This is a genomic window from Methylobacterium sp. HMF5984 (genome assembly GCF_045033435.1).
Taxonomy (GTDB): domain Bacteria; phylum Pseudomonadota; class Alphaproteobacteria; order Rhizobiales; family Beijerinckiaceae; genus Methylobacterium.
The window spans coordinates 2,304,559-2,319,042 of the sequence record NZ_JBJFLN010000001.1; the positions used below are offsets into that span (position 1 = coordinate 2,304,559).

General features: G+C 73.2%; 16 protein-coding genes. 9 read left to right on the forward strand and 7 right to left on the reverse strand.

Going from position 1 to position 14,484, the window contains the following annotated elements; translation table 11 throughout:
• Positions 1 to 3: 3 nt before the first annotated feature.
• The 5 genes from ACFZ8E_RS11120 to ACFZ8E_RS11140 all read left to right on the forward strand — a co-directional run bounded on the left by ACFZ8E_RS11120 (position 4) and on the right by ACFZ8E_RS11140 (position 4,300).
• Positions 4 to 276 (forward strand): hypothetical protein, encoded by a 273-nt coding sequence (locus ACFZ8E_RS11120; RefSeq protein ID WP_147727722.1) that lies wholly within the window; start codon positions 4 to 6, stop codon positions 274 to 276.
• A 121-nt stretch (positions 277 to 397) separates the two neighbouring features.
• Positions 398 to 1,291 carry an EamA family transporter RarD gene (gene rarD, locus ACFZ8E_RS11125; protein ID WP_405042786.1) on the forward strand — a complete coding sequence of 298 codons (894 nt, stop codon included), beginning with the start codon at positions 398 to 400 and terminating at the stop codon, positions 1,289 to 1,291.
• A gap of 50 nt (positions 1,292 to 1,341) precedes the next feature.
• Positions 1,342 to 3,708 (forward strand): response regulator, encoded by a 2,367-nt coding sequence (locus ACFZ8E_RS11130; protein ID WP_244031979.1) that lies wholly within the window; start codon positions 1,342 to 1,344, stop codon positions 3,706 to 3,708.
• Between the two features lie 93 nt (positions 3,709 to 3,801).
• A complete protein-coding gene (locus tag ACFZ8E_RS11135) occupies positions 3,802 to 4,008 on the forward strand; it encodes a hypothetical protein (protein WP_147727724.1) in 207 nt (68 codons plus the stop codon).
• A 13-nt stretch (positions 4,009 to 4,021) separates the two neighbouring features.
• Complete coding sequence (locus ACFZ8E_RS11140; RefSeq protein WP_243934846.1) at positions 4,022 to 4,300, forward strand: hypothetical protein; 279 nt, start codon at positions 4,022 to 4,024, stop codon at positions 4,298 to 4,300.
• 10 nt (positions 4,301 to 4,310) lie between these two features.
• On the opposite strand, the gene ACFZ8E_RS11145 is transcribed toward ACFZ8E_RS11140, so the two are convergent.
• Positions 4,311 to 5,312, reverse strand: coding sequence for a P1 family peptidase (locus ACFZ8E_RS11145; protein WP_405044371.1), 1,002 nt, complete (start codon positions 5,310 to 5,312; stop codon positions 4,311 to 4,313).
• 75 nt (positions 5,313 to 5,387) lie between these two features.
• Between ACFZ8E_RS11145 and ACFZ8E_RS11150 the strand changes: the two genes are divergently transcribed.
• Both ACFZ8E_RS11150 and ACFZ8E_RS11155 read left to right on the forward strand, forming a co-directional pair.
• Positions 5,388 to 5,849: a GNAT family N-acetyltransferase gene (locus ACFZ8E_RS11150; protein WP_405042787.1), complete on the forward strand. Its 462-nt coding sequence runs from the start codon at positions 5,388 to 5,390 to the stop codon at positions 5,847 to 5,849.
• Between the two features lie 119 nt (positions 5,850 to 5,968).
• On the forward strand, positions 5,969 to 7,528 hold the full coding sequence (locus tag ACFZ8E_RS11155) for an ATP-binding protein (RefSeq protein WP_243947719.1): 1,560 nt from the start codon (positions 5,969 to 5,971) through the stop codon (positions 7,526 to 7,528).
• Positions 7,529 to 7,559: 31 nt separating this feature from the next.
• Here ACFZ8E_RS11155 and cysC read toward each other — a convergent pair whose 3' ends face one another.
• The 6 genes from cysC to ACFZ8E_RS11185 all read right to left on the reverse strand — a co-directional run bounded on the left by cysC (position 7,560) and on the right by ACFZ8E_RS11185 (position 11,345).
• Positions 7,560 to 8,168, reverse strand: a complete 609-nt coding sequence (gene cysC / locus ACFZ8E_RS11160; protein ID WP_243947729.1) for an adenylyl-sulfate kinase — start codon at positions 8,166 to 8,168, stop codon at positions 7,560 to 7,562.
• Positions 8,169 to 8,266: 98 nt separating this feature from the next.
• Positions 8,267 to 8,692 (reverse strand): acyl-CoA thioesterase, encoded by a 426-nt coding sequence (locus ACFZ8E_RS11165; RefSeq protein ID WP_243934840.1) that lies wholly within the window; start codon positions 8,690 to 8,692, stop codon positions 8,267 to 8,269.
• An 85-nt stretch (positions 8,693 to 8,777) separates the two neighbouring features.
• Positions 8,778 to 8,906 carry a hypothetical protein gene (locus ACFZ8E_RS11170; protein WP_279593315.1) on the reverse strand — a complete coding sequence of 43 codons (129 nt, stop codon included), beginning with the start codon at positions 8,904 to 8,906 and terminating at the stop codon, positions 8,778 to 8,780.
• Between the two features lie 161 nt (positions 8,907 to 9,067).
• Positions 9,068 to 9,349, reverse strand: coding sequence for a hypothetical protein (locus tag ACFZ8E_RS11175; RefSeq protein ID WP_147729335.1), 282 nt, complete (start codon positions 9,347 to 9,349; stop codon positions 9,068 to 9,070).
• 116 nt (positions 9,350 to 9,465) lie between these two features.
• Positions 9,466 to 9,651: a DUF1508 domain-containing protein gene (locus tag ACFZ8E_RS11180; RefSeq protein ID WP_243934839.1), complete on the reverse strand. Its 186-nt coding sequence runs from the start codon at positions 9,649 to 9,651 to the stop codon at positions 9,466 to 9,468.
• 155 nt (positions 9,652 to 9,806) lie between these two features.
• Positions 9,807 to 11,345 (reverse strand): DEAD/DEAH box helicase, encoded by a 1,539-nt coding sequence (locus ACFZ8E_RS11185; protein WP_405042788.1) that lies wholly within the window; start codon positions 11,343 to 11,345, stop codon positions 9,807 to 9,809.
• A gap of 448 nt (positions 11,346 to 11,793) precedes the next feature.
• Between ACFZ8E_RS11185 and ACFZ8E_RS11190 the strand changes: the two genes are divergently transcribed.
• A complete protein-coding gene (locus ACFZ8E_RS11190; RefSeq protein WP_243987967.1) occupies positions 11,794 to 13,227 on the forward strand; it encodes a lipopolysaccharide biosynthesis protein in 1,434 nt (477 codons plus the stop codon).
• 20 nt (positions 13,228 to 13,247) lie between these two features.
• Entirely contained in the window at positions 13,248 to 14,366 is a 1,119-nt protein-coding gene (locus ACFZ8E_RS11195; protein ID WP_405042789.1) for a GNAT family N-acetyltransferase, read from the forward strand.
• Positions 14,367 to 14,484 lie beyond the last annotated feature (118 nt).

The window sequence follows — 14,484 nt, forward strand, 5'->3', positions numbered from 1 at the left end:
CGCTTGCGTATCCTGCGTCTCCTCGCCGCCGGCGTCTCGGCCGGCGCCTCGATCCTCGTGATCGGGTTCGTCTGCGCCGACCGGCTGGCCCACACGGTGCCGAGCCCGGTCGCCCGCATCGTCCTGCCCGAACCTTCGGCGACCGGATCGATCCCGGCGCCGGAGAAGCCGGTCGCGGCCGTGAAGCCGGCGCCGGCGAAGATCCCGAACGGGTTCGACACCGAGCGCCTGAACGCGCTGATGCGCGGCGACCCGATCCTGCCGACGAAGCGCTGACGGCGCGGGCGGGGCGGATGCCTGACCTGCGCCGCCGGGCCTGACCGAAGCGGCCGGCGCGGGCTAGATCGCCAGGACTTCTCCGTGCCGGATGCCGGCGGACGCGATCGGGACGGACACCGTGGGCCTCGTCTACGCGCTCGGCGCCTATCTGAGCTGGGGCCTCGTCGTCCCGGTGCATTTCCGGCTGCTCTCGGGCTTCTCCCCGAGCCACATCCTGGCGGTGCGCATCCTGTGGTCGTGCCTGTTCGCGGTCGCGCTGGTGCTGCTGTGGCGCAACCGGGTGCGCACCCCGTTCCCGTTGCGGCCCCGGCACGCGCTGCTCTTCGTCTCGGCCGGGCTGATCGGCGTGAACTGGCTGCTGTACCTGCAGGCGGTGAACAGCGGCCACCTGCTCGATGCGAGCCTCGGCTACTACATCAACCCGCTGGTCAGCGTGGCGCTCGGCGCCGTGGTCCTGCGCCCGCTGCAGCGGGTCGCCGTCGGCATCGCCGCGGCCGGGGTCGCCATCGCCGTTGTGCTGGCCGGCACGTTGCCGCTGGTGGCGCTCGAGCTCGCGATGAGCTTCGCCCTCTACGGCCTGGTGCGGAAGGTGGTCGGGGTCGACCCGGCGGTCGGGTTCCTCGCCGAGACGCTGATCCTGACGCCGGCGGCCTTCGTCTGGGTGCTGCTGTCGCCCGAGCCGGCCCTGCCGCCCGATCCGCGGGACTTCGCCCTGCTGGCGCTGACGGGGGTGACGACGGCCCTGCCGCTGATCTGGTTCGCGGCGGCCGCAGACCGCCTGCGCCTCGCGACGCTCGGCCTGATGCAGTACATCGCCCCGACCTGCCTGCTGGCCTTGAGCGTCCTCGCCTATGGCGAGCACGTGGCGCCGCACGCGATCCCGATGTTCGGGCTGATCTGGCTGGCGCTGGCGCTCTACGCCTTCGACCTTCTCCGCGCCGGCCGGGCGGCGCGGGCGCATGGCGTGCCGGGCGAAACCGCCGCGCCGAACCCGGGCGCGATGCGTGTATAAGGCCGCTTCGTGCCCGGCATCCGCCGCGGGAAGCCAGTCCGAGTGTTGCGATGAGTGATCCCAGCGAGCCTGCCACGGTCACGCAGGCCGACTACGAGAACCTCGCCGAGGCGCTGCCGCAGCTCGCCTGGATCGCCACCGCGACCGGCGACATCATCTGGTACAACCGCCGCTGGTACGACTACACCGGCACGACCCTCGCGACGATGCGCGGCTGGGGCTGGCGCGACGTCCACCATCCCGACCACGTCGAGGCGGTGACGGAGCGCTTCAAGGCGGCGATCGCCGGCGGCGACGCCTGGGAGGACACCTTCCCGCTGCGGGGCAAGGACGGCACCTTCCGCTGGTTCCTGTCGCAGGCGATGCCGCATCGGGACGCGGCGGGCCGGATCCTGCGCTGGTACGGCACCAACACCGACATCACCCACAAGCAGGAGGCCGAGGACCGGCTGCTGCAATCCGAGGAGCGGTTCCGGGCGCTCGTCGACGCCTCCACGGCCGTGATCTGGAACACCGATGCCGCCGGCGCCCTGCTGCCGCCGCAGCCGCGCTGGAGCGCCTATACCGGCCAGTCCGAGGAGGCCTTCCAGGGCTGGGGCTGGATCGACGCGGTCCATCCCGACGACCGGGCGCATGCCGCCGAGGTCTGGGCCGGCTGCATCGAGGCGCGCACGCCCTACGCCGTCGACTACCGCCTGCGCCGGCACGACGGGCAGTGGCGCGACATGGAGGTGCGCGGCGTGCCGGTGCTCGCCGCCGACGGCTCCTTGCGCGAATGGGTCGGCTCCAACACCGACATCACCGACCGGAAGGAGGCGGAGGCCGAGGTCGAGCGGGCGCGGCAGGCCGCGGAGGCCGCCAACCTCGCCAAGAGCCAGTTCATCGCCAACATGAGCCACGAGCTGCGCACGCCGCTCTCGGCGGTGATCGGCTACTCGGAGATGCTCGGGGAGGAGCTCGAGGATATCGGGCAGGCCGCCCTGCTGCCCGACCTGCGCAAGATCGAGGCGGCGGCCCGCCACCTGCTCTCGCTCATCAACGACGTGCTCGACATTTCCAAGATCGAGGCCGGGCGCATGACCGCCTCGGCCGAGCACTTCACCGTCGCCGACCTGATCTCGGACGTCTCCGACGCCACCGGCTCGCTCGTCGAGAAGAAGGGCAACCGCTTCGTCCTCGACCTCGCCGACGACCTCGGCGCGATGCACCAGGACCAGACCAAGATCCGCCAGTGCCTGCTCAACCTGATCGGCAACGCGGCCAAGTTCACCGAGAACGGCACGATCACCCTGAAGGTCGAGCGCCAGCGCGAGGCCGGCGCCGACTGGTTCGGCTTCTCGGTGGCCGATACCGGGATCGGGCTCACCGAGGAGCAGATCGGCCGGCTGTTCGAGCGCTTCGCCCAGGCCGACGAATCGACCACGCGGCAGTTCGGCGGCACCGGCCTCGGCCTCGCCATCACCCGCGCCTTCTGCCGCACCATGGGCGGCGACATCGGCGTGACCAGCGTGCCCGGGCAGGGCTCGACCTTCACCCTGCGGCTGCCGGCGATCCTGGCGGTCGAGGACGAGGGGCAGGTCGCGGCCGAGCTCGCCGTGCCCGCGCCGGTGCACGCGCACGAGGAGCACGACGCGGTGCTGCTCGTCGACGACGACCCGGCCGCGCGCGAGCTGCTGCAGCGCTTCCTCGAACGCGAGGGCTTCCGCGTCCGCACCGCCAACGACGGCCGGGCCGGGCTGACGCTGGCGCGGGCCTTGAAGCCGCGCGCGATCCTGCTCGACGTCGAGATGCCGCGCATGGACGGCTGGGCGGTGCTGCACGCCGTGCGCAACGACCCGGAGCTCGCCGGCATCCCGGTGATCATGACCTCGGTCGTGGCTGAGCAGGGCCTCGGCCAGGCGCTCGGCGCCACTGACTACTTCGTCAAGCCGATCGACTGGGACCGGCTCAAGGGCCTGATGGACCGTTACCGGCCGGAGGGCGTCGAGGCCCGCGTCCTCGTCGTCGACGACGACGCGGACGCCCGCGAGCGCCTGCGCCGGACGCTCGCGCGCGACGGCTGGAGCGTCGACGAGGCCGAGAACGGCCGGGCGGCGCTGGAGCATTTCGAGGCGCAGCGCCCGAACCTGATCCTGCTCGACCTGATGATGCCGGAGATGGACGGGTTCGGGTTCCTGCGCGCGCTGCGGGCGCGGCCCGACGGCGACGTGCCGGTGGTGGTGCTGACCGCCAAGGAGATCACCGACGCCGAGCGCAGGAGCCTCCAGGCCCAGGCGGACCGGGTGATCGAGAAGGGGTCCTTGAGCCTCGCCGAGATCGGCCGGCAGTTGCGCGTGCTCTACGCGCGCGAGGTCTCCGCGCCGGTGCCGAAGAGCATGCAGGGGCTCCTCGACGCGCTCGCCGCGCGGGAGCGCTAGCGCGCGGATCGGCGCACCGGCGGAACCTTCCGCCGGCCCGCCCCTTTGCACTCCCGGCACGCGCCCGTCGCGGCGGGGCCTTGGAGCGCGCCCATGAATCCCATCGTCGTCGTCGCCCTGATCTGCGCCTCGTCGGTCCAGGTCCAGGATTGCAGCCGGGACAACGCCCTCGACGTGGTGACGGGCCCGGCCCACACCCTGCAGGAATGCCTGATCCAGGGCCCGGTGCTGGCCGCCAATGCCGGCCTCGGCAACGGCAAGGACAGCTACGTGAAGACCCGCTGCGAGCCGCGCCGCTGAGGATCCCGCCCCGATGAGCGACGACGTCGATCCCGAGCGTGCGGTGATGATCCGGCTGCGGGCCCGCCTCGCGGTGGTCGAGCGTGCGGCCTGGTTCGGGATGGTCCACGCGATGCGGACCCGCCCGGCCGAGGTCGAAGCCTACATCGCCGCCGAGCGCGACAAGTGCGCGACCGGGTTCGCCGGCCCGAAATGGGCGCGCGACCTCACCGATGCCGAGCGCGCGATGCTCGGAGCGGAGGTGGATGCCGGCCTCGCGCAGTTGCTGCAGGACGCCCGCGACGAGGCCTAAGCCCGCCGCCCTACGCGCCCGATCCGAACCGGTCGCGCCAAGCCGGCGGAAGGCCGTGCGTTCCGGGCAAGGACGCCGCCGCGTACACCCCGATCGCGACGGCACGGGCCAGCACCTGGGCCGCCATGTCGCCGAGGCGCGCCAGGTCGCCGATCGGGTCCGCCGGCGCCACCGCCCCCGTCGCGACGGAGAACACCACGTCGCCGTCGAGGGGCGTGTGCACCGGCTGGATCGCCCGCGCGAGGCCGACCTGCGCCGCCACCGCGAGGCGCCGGCACTGCGCCTTGGTCAGCGCCGCGTCGGTGGCGACCACCGCCAGCGTCGTCGCGGCGCCGGGCAGGCCGCGGACGGGAAAGGCGAGGGCGTCGTCCGGCATCGCGCCGGGCCAGCCGAGGCCGCCGAACTCCGCCGCCCGCTCGAACGGCGCCGCCCAGAAATGCGGGCCGTCGCCGACCGTCACCCGGCCGAAGGCATTGACCGCCGCGAGCGCGCCGACCCGGAAGCCGGTGCCCGGAACGTCGGCCGAGGCCGAGCCGATCCCGCCCTTGAGGTTGGCCGTGCGCGCGCCGGTGCCAGCCCCGACCGAGCCGAGCGCCACGTCCTCCGAGGCCATTTGGGCCGCCAGGAACCCGAGCTCGCGATAGGGCGGATAGGGCCCCCACGCCTTGTCGCCGCCGTTGAGCAGGTCGAACAGGATCGCGCCGGGCACGATCGGCACCCGCATCCCGCCGACGGGAAAGCCGCGCCCGTTCTCGGCGAGCCACGCCACGACCCCCGCGGCGGCGTCCAGCCCGAAGGCCGAGCCGCCCGACAGCACCAGCGCGTCGATGCCCTCGACGGTGCGCTCGGGGTCGAGCAAATCGGTCTCGCGGGTGCCCGGCCCGCCGCCGCGGACGTCCACCGCCGCCGTGACCGGCCGGTCGAACACCAGCGCGGTGACGCCGCTGGCGACCCGTGCGTCCGCGGCGTGGCCGACCCGGATGCCGGCGATGTCGGTGATGGCGTTCCGCATGGATGGCAGCATGCCACGATCGCGCGCGGGCCGCACGGCTTGAGCGGCGATGCGGGCGGGTGCAGGATCGCGACGATGCCCCAGGACGTCGTCATCCGCCCCGTCGCCCGCGCCGACCACGCGCAGTGGCTCCCGCTCTGGGAGGGCTACAACCTGTTCTACGAGCGCATCGGCCCGGCGGCGATCCCGCCCGCGGTGACGCAGGCGAACTGGGAGCGGTTCTTCGACGCCTACGAGCCGATGCACGCGCTGGTGGCCGAACGCGACGGCCGGCTGATCGGCCTGACGCACTACCTCTACCACCGCACCACCACGGCCACCGCGCCGTTCTGCTACCTGCAGGATCTGTTCACGACGGCCGACGCCCGCGGGCGGGGCGTCGGCCGCGCGCTGATCGAGGCCGTCTACGTTGCGGCGCGCCGCGCCGGATCGCCCCGGGTCTACTGGCAGACGCACGAGACCAACGCGACGGCGATGCGGCTCTACGATCAGGTCGGCGACCGCTCGGGCTTCGTGGTCTACCGCAAGCCGCTCTGAGCCCTTCGTCCACCGCGACCCCGCGCCTGTGGACGCGCGGCGCGCCGGACGCATCGCGAAGGGTGCTCGCGTGTTAACGGGAGGCTCGCGATTTCCCGCGGCGTGCAACCGGAGCGACGATGGCGTTCGGCATCGAGATGGGGCTCGGGCTCGACGGGCAGGGCATCGGCCAGCCGGCCCGCCTCGACCTGGAGGAGCTGCTCGCGACGCGCCTGCTCGTCCAGGGCAATTCCGGCTCGGGCAAGTCGCACCTGCTGCGCCGCCTGCTGGAGCAGAGCGCCGGCCACGTGCAGCAGGTGGTGATCGACCCCGAAGGCGACTTCGTCACTCTCGCCGAGGCGCACGGCCACCTCGTGGTGGACGGAAGCCACGGGGAGGGCGACCTGCAGGCGATCGCCGCGCGGGTGCGCGGGCACCGCGTCTCGGTGGTGCTCGACCTCGAGAGCCTCGACATGGAGGCGCAGATGCGCGCCGCCGCCGCCTTCCTCGGCGGGCTGTTCGAGGCCGAGCGGGCGCATTGGTATCCCTGCCTCGTCGTGGTCGACGAGGCACAGATCTTCGCGCCGGCCGCCGCCGGCGACGTCTCCGACGAGGCCCGCAAGATCGCGCTCGGTGCGATGACCAACCTGATGTGCCGCGGGCGCAAGCGGGGCTTGGCCGGCATCATCGCGACGCAGCGGCTGGCCAAGCTCGCCAAGAACGTCGCGGCCGAGGCCACCAACTTCCTGATGGGGCGCACCTTCCTCGACATCGACATGGCGCGGGCCGCCGACCTGCTCGGCCTCGACCGGCGCGGCGCGGAGCGTTTCCGCGACCTGGCGCGGGGCGAGTTCGTGGCGCTCGGGCCGGCGCTGAGCCGCCGTCCGCTGGCCCTCCGCATCGGTCCGGTCACCACCTCGTCGCGCGCGGCCTCGCCGACCCTGATCCCGCTGCCGCAGGCGGCGGACGCGGACCTGCGCGCCCAGATCCTGGCGCCGGCCGAAGCCGGCTTCGCCTACCCGACGCGGGCGTCGCGGGCGCCGGCGACGCCGCGCGTCAGCCCCGCCGACCTGATGCGGGAGCTCGCTGCCCACCGTCCGGAGCCGGCCGCCGCCCCGCCCGTGCTCGACGAGGCCGAGAACCGGGCCGGCTGCGAGGCGATCCTGCGCGGGCTGGTCGCCGAGCCCGAGGCCGGGCGCCAGTCCGTCGCCGTGGTCTACCAGGACTTCCTGGTCCGCTGCCGGATGCGCGGCCTCGACGGCGAGCGCGTCGGGCTCCAGGCCTTCCGCCGCTCCCTGAGCGTGGCACGGGCCGGGATCGATGCGGCGCCCGCCGCGACCGACGGGGACGAACGCTGGACGCAGGCGCAGGAGGCCGCCGCCGGGATGCCGGAGGAGGTCCAGGGCCTGTTCCTGCTGCTGGCGCGGGCGGCGCTCGCGGGCGAGCCCTGTCCCGGCGATGCTGCGCTGGCCCGGGCCATCGGCAGCCGCTCGCCCGGCCGCGCTCGGCGCCTGCTCGGCTACATGGAAAGCCGCAACGCCATCGTCGGCCGCGTGGACTTCTCGAAGAATCGCATCATCGCCCTGCCGGCGCTCGGCTGCGAGACCGCACCGGGCGACCCGAAGGCGGACGTAGCCGAGCCGGCGGCGGCGGACGCCCCCGATCCCGGGGCTAGCTGGGGGCTGTTCGCGGCGGAGTGAGGGTTTTGCCGCGAACGCGAGACGCTTGGGGTCAGCCTGCGCTGAGCCGCATCAGCTCCGCGATCAGGGTCCTCGACGACTCCGCGACGCTCAGCCCGTCGGTGACCAAGGTCATGTCGGGGTCGAGCGGCGCCTCGTAGGGCGCCGAGATCCCCGTGAAGTTCGGGATCGCGCCGGCCCGCGCCCTGTCGTACAGGCCCTTCGGGTCGCGCGCCTCGCACACCGCCAGTGAGGTGTCGATGAAGACCTCCAGGAACGGGATGTCGCCCGCGATCTGCCGCGCCGTCGCGCGCTCGGCGCGGAACGGCGAGATCAGCGACACGATCACCACCAGTCCCGCCTCCGCCATCAGGCGCGCGGTCTCGGCCGCCCGCCGGATGTTCTCGGCGCGGTCGGCCGCGGTGAACCCGAGGTCCCGGTTGAGGCCGTGGCGCAGGTTGTCGCCGTCGAGCACCATGGCGTGCCGCCCCGCCTCGGTGAGCGAGCGGTCGACGGCGTTGGCGATGCTCGACTTGCCCGCCCCCGACAGCCCGGTGAACCAGGCGATGGCCGGGCGCTGGCTCAGGCTGCGCCAGCGCGTCTCGCGGGGCTGAAGGGTCTGCCAGGTCAGGTTGTCGGCGCGGTGCGACGGGTCGGGCAACGGCACAATCCTCGGGCCAGCTCTCGCATCCCCCCGCCCCCTCGGGGATCCGCTCGCGCGATGCCTAGCCGGAACCGCGTCGGAACGGAACCCGTTGATCACGCTCGCGTGAACGATGGCTCCGCCACCGGGGCGGCCTTGGGGATCGCCCTCGGCCGACCCTCGTCGTCGATCGCGACGAAGGTGAAGGTCGCCGACGTCACCTTCTCGCGCACCTGCGTCCGGAAGCGCCGCGCCCAGGCCTCGACCTCGATCTTCATCGAGGTGCGCCCGACATGCCCGATCCGGGTGTAGACGCAGAGCACGTCGCCGATCCGCACCGGGCGGATGAAGGTCATGGCGTCCAGGGCCACGGTGACCACGCGGCCCTCGGCCCGGTCGACCCCGGCGATGCCGCCGGCCTGGTCCATCTGCGACAGCACCCAGCCGCCGAAGATGTCGCCGTTGGCGTTGGTGTCGGCCGGCATCGCGATGGTGCGCACCGTCAGATCGCCCTGCGGTTCCTCGGCGCTGTCCCGGTCCATGCGGTCCTGTTCCTTGGCGCGAAGCGCACCGACGCGCTCGGGGCGCGGCGCCGATTATGCGCGAACGCCGCGATGTCGAAAGGGGTCAGGGCATCAGGCCGGCGAGTTTCAGGCCGGCCGCCAAGAAGACGGCGGCGGCGCAGACCAGGCATTCGAGCGGGATCGATTGCCAGAGGTCGCGCGCGACCACCTCGCGCGTCGCGATATCGTCCATGGGGCGTTCCTCCCGGGCGGACCGATCTGATGCCGGCCGTCCCGAACGCGAGACCCTACACCGGATCGCGCGCGAACGCAGCCCGTTTGCCCAAGTCATGAAAAAACCCAACGGCCCCAAGGGCCGCCGGGTTCAGACTTCGACGCAGGCTCGCCGTGCGATCAGTAGAAGAACCGACGACGCGGGCCGTAGAAGCGGCGGCCGTAATACGGACGACGGTAGAACGGACGCGGGCCGTAGAAGCGGCGGCCGTAATACGGGCGGCGGTAGAACGGACGCGGCCCGAACCGGCGACGGTAGAAGTACTGGGCCTTCTCGGCGACCGCGGGGGCGGCTTCCGTCTGAAGGGCGAGGCCGGGGCCGACCGGAGCGGCGGACGCGCCCTGCGGGGCGGCGGCCGCGAAGCCCAGGACGAGCAGGGCGGCCAGCAGAAATTTCCTCATCGCGGATCTCAACTCTTTCGTGGATGGGAGACGTACGAGCGGGGCTTGAGCCCGAGCCGTCGAAACGCACGAACCGCGAAAAGCGTTTCGTCGCGAAAGCCGACTTTCGGTTGTGATCAGGCGATCTGCGTCGTCATGTCGACGACCTTCGCGGTCTCGCTCTGACGGACCAGCGCGATGCCGTGCTCGCAATCCTCGCGGCGAACGTAGCCCTCGCCCGAATCGGCGACGACGTTGCCGTTCTGCGCCCGCAGGCGCCAGCGCCAATGGCCCGGCGCATCGCGGTAGATCTCGAATCGCATCGGGGCTGCTCCTGTCTCGATGCCGTCGAGATGGGGCGCGGGACGACCGCCGGCAATGCTCCCGCGCAGGCGGCAGGACACCGGATACGAAAAAGCAGAAGGCCGCCCCGGGCATCCGGGGCGGCATTCTCGATCAGGTCAGGAAGCGAGCTGGCTCAGGAGCGCGGGCTGCGGTCGAGCCAGCCGATGGCACGGCCCTCGCCGCCGCCGTTGCCGCCGCCGCCGCCGCCGCTGCGCGGACGGTTGTTGGCGGGCTGGCGCGGACGATCGCCGGCGGTGCGCTCGGGGCGCGGGCCGTTGCTCGGGCGCTCGCCCTGCGGGCGGGCGTTGCGGGTGTCGGGCTGGCGGCCGCCGTCGGGACGACCCGGGCCGCGGCCGGCCTCGGCGGTGCGGTTGCCGCCGCCGAACGGGCGGCCCTGGCCGGGACGACCGCCGGGCGCCTGGCCCGGCCGGCCACCGGGACGCTGGCCCGGACGGCCGCCGCCGGGGCGCTGGCCGCGGGTGTCGGGACGGCGCTCCTCGGCCTGGGCGATCTCGGCCGCCTCCTGGCGCGAAGGCGGGGTGAAGCCCTCGGGGAAGGGGGCGACGGGGATGCGCTGGCGGGTGATGCGCTCGATGTCGCGCAGGTACGCCTTCTCCTCGTCGTTGCAGAACGAGATCGCGAGCCCGTCCGCGCCGGCGCGCGCGGTGCGGCCGATGCGGTGGACGTAGCTCTCGGGCACGTTCGGCAGGTCGAAGTTGACGACGTGGCTCACCGCCTCGACGTCGATGCCGCGCGCGGCGATGTCGGTCGCCACCAGCACGCGGCACTGCCCGTCCTTGAAGGCGGCCAGCGCGCGCTCGCGCTGCGGCTGGGACTTGTTGCCGTGGATGGCGGAGGCCGCGGTGCCGACCTTCTCGAGGCCGCGCACGACGCGGTCGGCGCCGTGCTTGGTCCGGGTGAATACCAGCACGCGCTCGATCTTCGGATCGCGCAGGATGTGGGCGAGCAGCGCCTGCTTGGCGCCGGTATGGGCGAAGATCACCTGCTGCTCGACGCGCTCGGCGGTGGTGGCCACCGGCGTGACGGCGACCTGGACCGGATCGCGCAGGTACTGGTCGGCAAGGCCGGCGATGTTCTTCGGCATGGTCGCCGAGAAGAACAAGCTCTGGCGCTTGGCCGGCAGCATCTTCACGATGCGCTTGAGCGCATGGATGAAGCCGAGGTCGAGCATCTGGTCGGCCTCGTCGAGGACGAGGATCTCGACGCCTTCCAGCGTCAGCGAGCGGCGGTCGACGAGGTCGATCAGCCGGCCCGGGGTGGCGACGAGGATGTCGACGCCCGGCGCCAGCGCCCGCTCCTGGCGGCCGATGGTGACGCCGCCGAACACGACGGTGTTGGTCAGCGGCAGGTGCCGGCCGTAATCGGAGAAGCTCTCGGCGATCTGGTTGGCGAGCTCGCGGGTCGGCGAGAGCACCAGCACCCGGCAGCCGCGACGCGGCGCATGGCGCTTCTCGAGGCTCAGGCGGTGCAGGATCGGCAGGGCGAAGGCGGCGGTCTTGCCGGTGCCGGTCTGGGCGATGCCGCAGAGGTCGCGGCCTTCCATCGCCGGGCGGATCGCCTGCGACTGGATCGGGGTGGGGGTGTGGTAGCCGGCCTCTTCGAGCGCCTTCAGCACGGGCTGGGCGAGGCCGAAATCGGTGAACTGGGTCAAGGTGTTACTTCTCAGGCAGCCGGATCGCGAGCGCGGGCCCGGCTCGTGTCGAGCGGCGCCGCCAAGTACGGAGAGAGGTGCGATCCGTAGAGCAGGAGGCTGCCCGCGTGATGGGGCGGCCCGGGTGCATGCACGTTATGAAGAGAGGGGCCGGACATTCGGAGAGGCGCGATCCGCGCCGTCCCTCGTATCCGTCACGCAGCCCTCTCAAGCGGACCCGTCTGTCGGCCGCTGACGCTGCCCTCGGGCTATGCGCCTTCGCGGTTGCGAAGTCAACGGCCGGTCAACCGTCGCCGCATTGCGGGATGGACGCGGCGCCACGGCCGGTGCAGCGTCCGCCGATGCCGTCCCGTCTCCCCGCCCGCCCGCTCGCCCGAGCCATCCCGCACCGGAGCGGATCGGTCCCGTTCCGCGGGCACCGGGCCGTCCGGCCGCCCGGCGGTCGCGGATGATCGCCCACCACACCGCGATCTACGTCGGCTCCCGCGGCTTCGCCGCAGCGATCAACCTCGGTTCGGTCGCGGTGTTCACGCGTCTCGCGCCGCCGGAGAGCTACGGCACCTACCTCTACATCCTGTCCTGGTCGCTGGTGCTCTACGGAGCCACCTGCCAATGGCCGAAATTCGCGTTCTTCGCCCTGTACGACGAGGCGAGCGAGGGCGCGCAGGTCGGCACGGTCCTGCGCATCCTGCTGTGCACGCTGGCGCTGGCGGCGATCGGAAGCGCGCTCGCGGTGGCGCTCCACGTCGTGTCGCCGCGGATCGCGGCGGCGATCGTCGCGCTCGCCTTCGGCACGACCCTGTTCGAGGGCGCCACCGAGATCGCGCGCACACGGCTGCAGGCCGTCGCGGTGGCGATGTCGGTCGTCCTGCGCGGAATCCTGATCCTCGGCCTCGGCAGCGCGGTACTGATGGTGTCGGGCGACGCCGTCCATCTCGCGCTGGCCGTGGCGACCGCCTACGCGCTGTCGTCGATCCCGGCCGCCGCGACGGTGGTCCCGCTGATGCCGGGCCGCGGCAGCCGGGCGGAGGCGCTGCGCCTCATCGCCTACGGCTGGCCGCTGGTGCTGTCCTTCGGCATCGCGGCTCTGGCCCAGGTGGTCGACCGGCTGATCATCGTGAAGACCGTCGGACCGGAGCATCTCGGCGCCTACGGCGCGATCGCCGACTTCCTGAAGCAGAGCTTCGTCGTGTTCGGCGAGGCGCTGGCCCTCTCGCTGATCTCGATCGCCAAGCGCGAGGCGCGCGCCGGGGGGATGCCGGCGGCGACCGCGGTGCTGTGCGACGCCGCCCGCGCGATGGCGCTGGTCGCGGCCTTCGGCGCCGCGTTCTACCTCAACTTCGACGGGGTCGTCGTCTCGGTCCTGCTCGGGCCGGACTATCGCGACCAGGCGCGGGCGCTGGCCCCGGTGCTGATCCTGGCCAGCGTGCTGATGATGTTCCGCGCCTACTATTTCGGGCAGATCATCTACTTCACGCAGTCGAGCCGCCTCGAGGCCGTGGCCTCGACGGCGACCCTGGTGACGGTGAGCGTGCTCTCGCTGGCGCTGATCCCGCATCTCGGCGTCGCCGGCGCGGCGATCGCCTTCGCGGCGGGTCAGGCCGCGGCCTGCCTCGTGTTCATCCTCGGGGCGAACCGGCACGGGTCCGGCCTGCCGGCGATGCCGCTTCCGCTGGCCGACATCGCCGGCATCGCGGCGATCGCCGTGGCGACCGGCCTCGTCCCGGCGGCCCTCGCCTGGCTCCCGGGCGGGGAGGGCGCCCCGGCGCAGATCCTGCGCTTCGCCGTGCTGGCCCTCGGCTTCCTCGCCGCCGCGTGGCGCTACGACGTGGTCGGCATCGCCGGCGTGGTGCGGCGGCGCCTGCATCGGGTCGCCGGATGAGGGCGGGTGCGACGGCCAGGATGCCGGGCGGGCTGTACGCCGCCCTGCGCCCGCTCGATCCGGCAGCGCCCGGCGTCGGGGCCTGGCGCGCGCTCGGCGCGAAGGCCTGCGTCGCCAACCCGTTCTACGAGGCCGACTACGCGCTGCCGGCGGCCGGGGCCTTCGGCGACGGCGTTCGGCTCCTGATCGTCGCCGACCGCCCGCCGGACGAGCCCGGCGCGCGATGGCTCGCCCTGTGGCCGTTCCGGATCTCGCGCATCCGCTGGGGCCTGCCGCTGCCGGTCCTGATCGGCTGGACGCACGGTTTCTGCCCCTTGGGCATGCCGCTGCTCGACGCCGCCGAGCCCGACCGCGCCCTCGCCGGGCTGCTCGATGCGCCCAGGGCGCTCGGGCTGCCGCCGCGGCTGCTGCTGCTCAACGCGCCGGCGGATGGCCGCTTCGCAGATCTGCTGGCGGCGCGGACGGGGCGGCGCGATGCCGCCTACTGGGCGCATGCCCGCGGCTCCCTCGACCTCGCCGGCCTGACGCCGGAGGCGCGCACGGGCTATCTCGGCCACGTCAGCGGCAGGAGCCGGCGCAAGCTGCGGCTCGCGCGCGAGCGCCTGGAGGCCGGCGGTGCGGTGGTGCTCGAGACGATCGCCGATCCGGCCGCGCTGATCGATGCGCTCGACGACTACGTCGCCCTCGAGACCGCCGGCTGGAAGGGCCGGGCCGGGACCGCCCTCGGCCAGCGCCCGGCCGAGGCCGCGTTCCTGCGCGGAATGGTCGCCGGGTTCGGCGCCCAGGGCCGGATCCGGATCCTGCGCCTGCGCCGCGATCGCCGCACGCTCGCCGCCGCGATCCTTCCGCGAAGCGGTCACGAGGATTTCGTCCTGAAGATCTCCTACGACGAGGCGGAGGCCGCCGCCGCGCCGGGCGTCCAGCTCGTCCATCGCCTCACCGAGGCCGCGCTGCGGGACGGCGCGATCGCGCGGATCGATTCCTGCGCCGCCCCGGACTACCGCCTCGCCGAGATGTTCTGGACCGGGCGCCGGGCGATCGCGCACCGGTTGGTCGAGGCCTCGCCCGACCCGCTCTTCCCGCTCGCGGCCGCGCTGGAGCGTGGCCGCGAGCGCTATGCCAAGTGGCGGGCCCGTTAGAGCGTTGCGGCGGCGGCGCATTGCCGCCAGGGTCGTGCGGTCCAGTTTGCCACGGCAAGAGACTCGAAGCTCGACCGGGAGGATCCGATTTCCAACGCCCCTGCCGCCCGCGCCGCCG

Bases quoted from the DNA above. Each gene is read 5' to 3' on its own strand.
- ACFZ8E_RS11130 (WP_244031979.1), top strand. From the start codon at position 1,342: ATGAGTGATCCCAGCGAGCCTGCCACGGTCACGCAGGCCGACTACGAG.
- ACFZ8E_RS11135 (WP_147727724.1), top strand. From the start codon at position 3,802: ATGAATCCCATCGTCGTCGTCGCCCTGATCTGCGCCTCGTCGGTCCAG.
- ACFZ8E_RS11140 (WP_243934846.1), top strand. From the start codon at position 4,022: ATGAGCGACGACGTCGATCCCGAGCGTGCGGTGATGATCCGGCTGCGG.
- ACFZ8E_RS11145 (WP_405044371.1), bottom strand. From the start codon at position 5,312: ATGCGGAACGCCATCACCGACATCGCCGGCATCCGGGTCGGCCACGCC.
- ACFZ8E_RS11150 (WP_405042787.1), top strand. From the start codon at position 5,388: ATGCCCCAGGACGTCGTCATCCGCCCCGTCGCCCGCGCCGACCACGCG.
- ACFZ8E_RS11155 (WP_243947719.1), top strand. From the start codon at position 5,969: ATGGCGTTCGGCATCGAGATGGGGCTCGGGCTCGACGGGCAGGGCATC.
- ACFZ8E_RS11165 (WP_243934840.1), bottom strand. From the start codon at position 8,692: ATGGACCGGGACAGCGCCGAGGAACCGCAGGGCGATCTGACGGTGCGC.
- ACFZ8E_RS11170 (WP_279593315.1), bottom strand. From the start codon at position 8,906: ATGGACGATATCGCGACGCGCGAGGTGGTCGCGCGCGACCTCTGGCAA.
- ACFZ8E_RS11175 (WP_147729335.1), bottom strand. From the start codon at position 9,349: ATGAGGAAATTTCTGCTGGCCGCCCTGCTCGTCCTGGGCTTCGCGGCC.
- ACFZ8E_RS11180 (WP_243934839.1), bottom strand. From the start codon at position 9,651: ATGCGATTCGAGATCTACCGCGATGCGCCGGGCCATTGGCGCTGGCGC.
- ACFZ8E_RS11190 (WP_243987967.1), top strand. From the start codon at position 11,794: ATGATCGCCCACCACACCGCGATCTACGTCGGCTCCCGCGGCTTCGCC.
- ACFZ8E_RS11195 (WP_405042789.1), top strand. From the start codon at position 13,248: ATGCCGGGCGGGCTGTACGCCGCCCTGCGCCCGCTCGATCCGGCAGCG.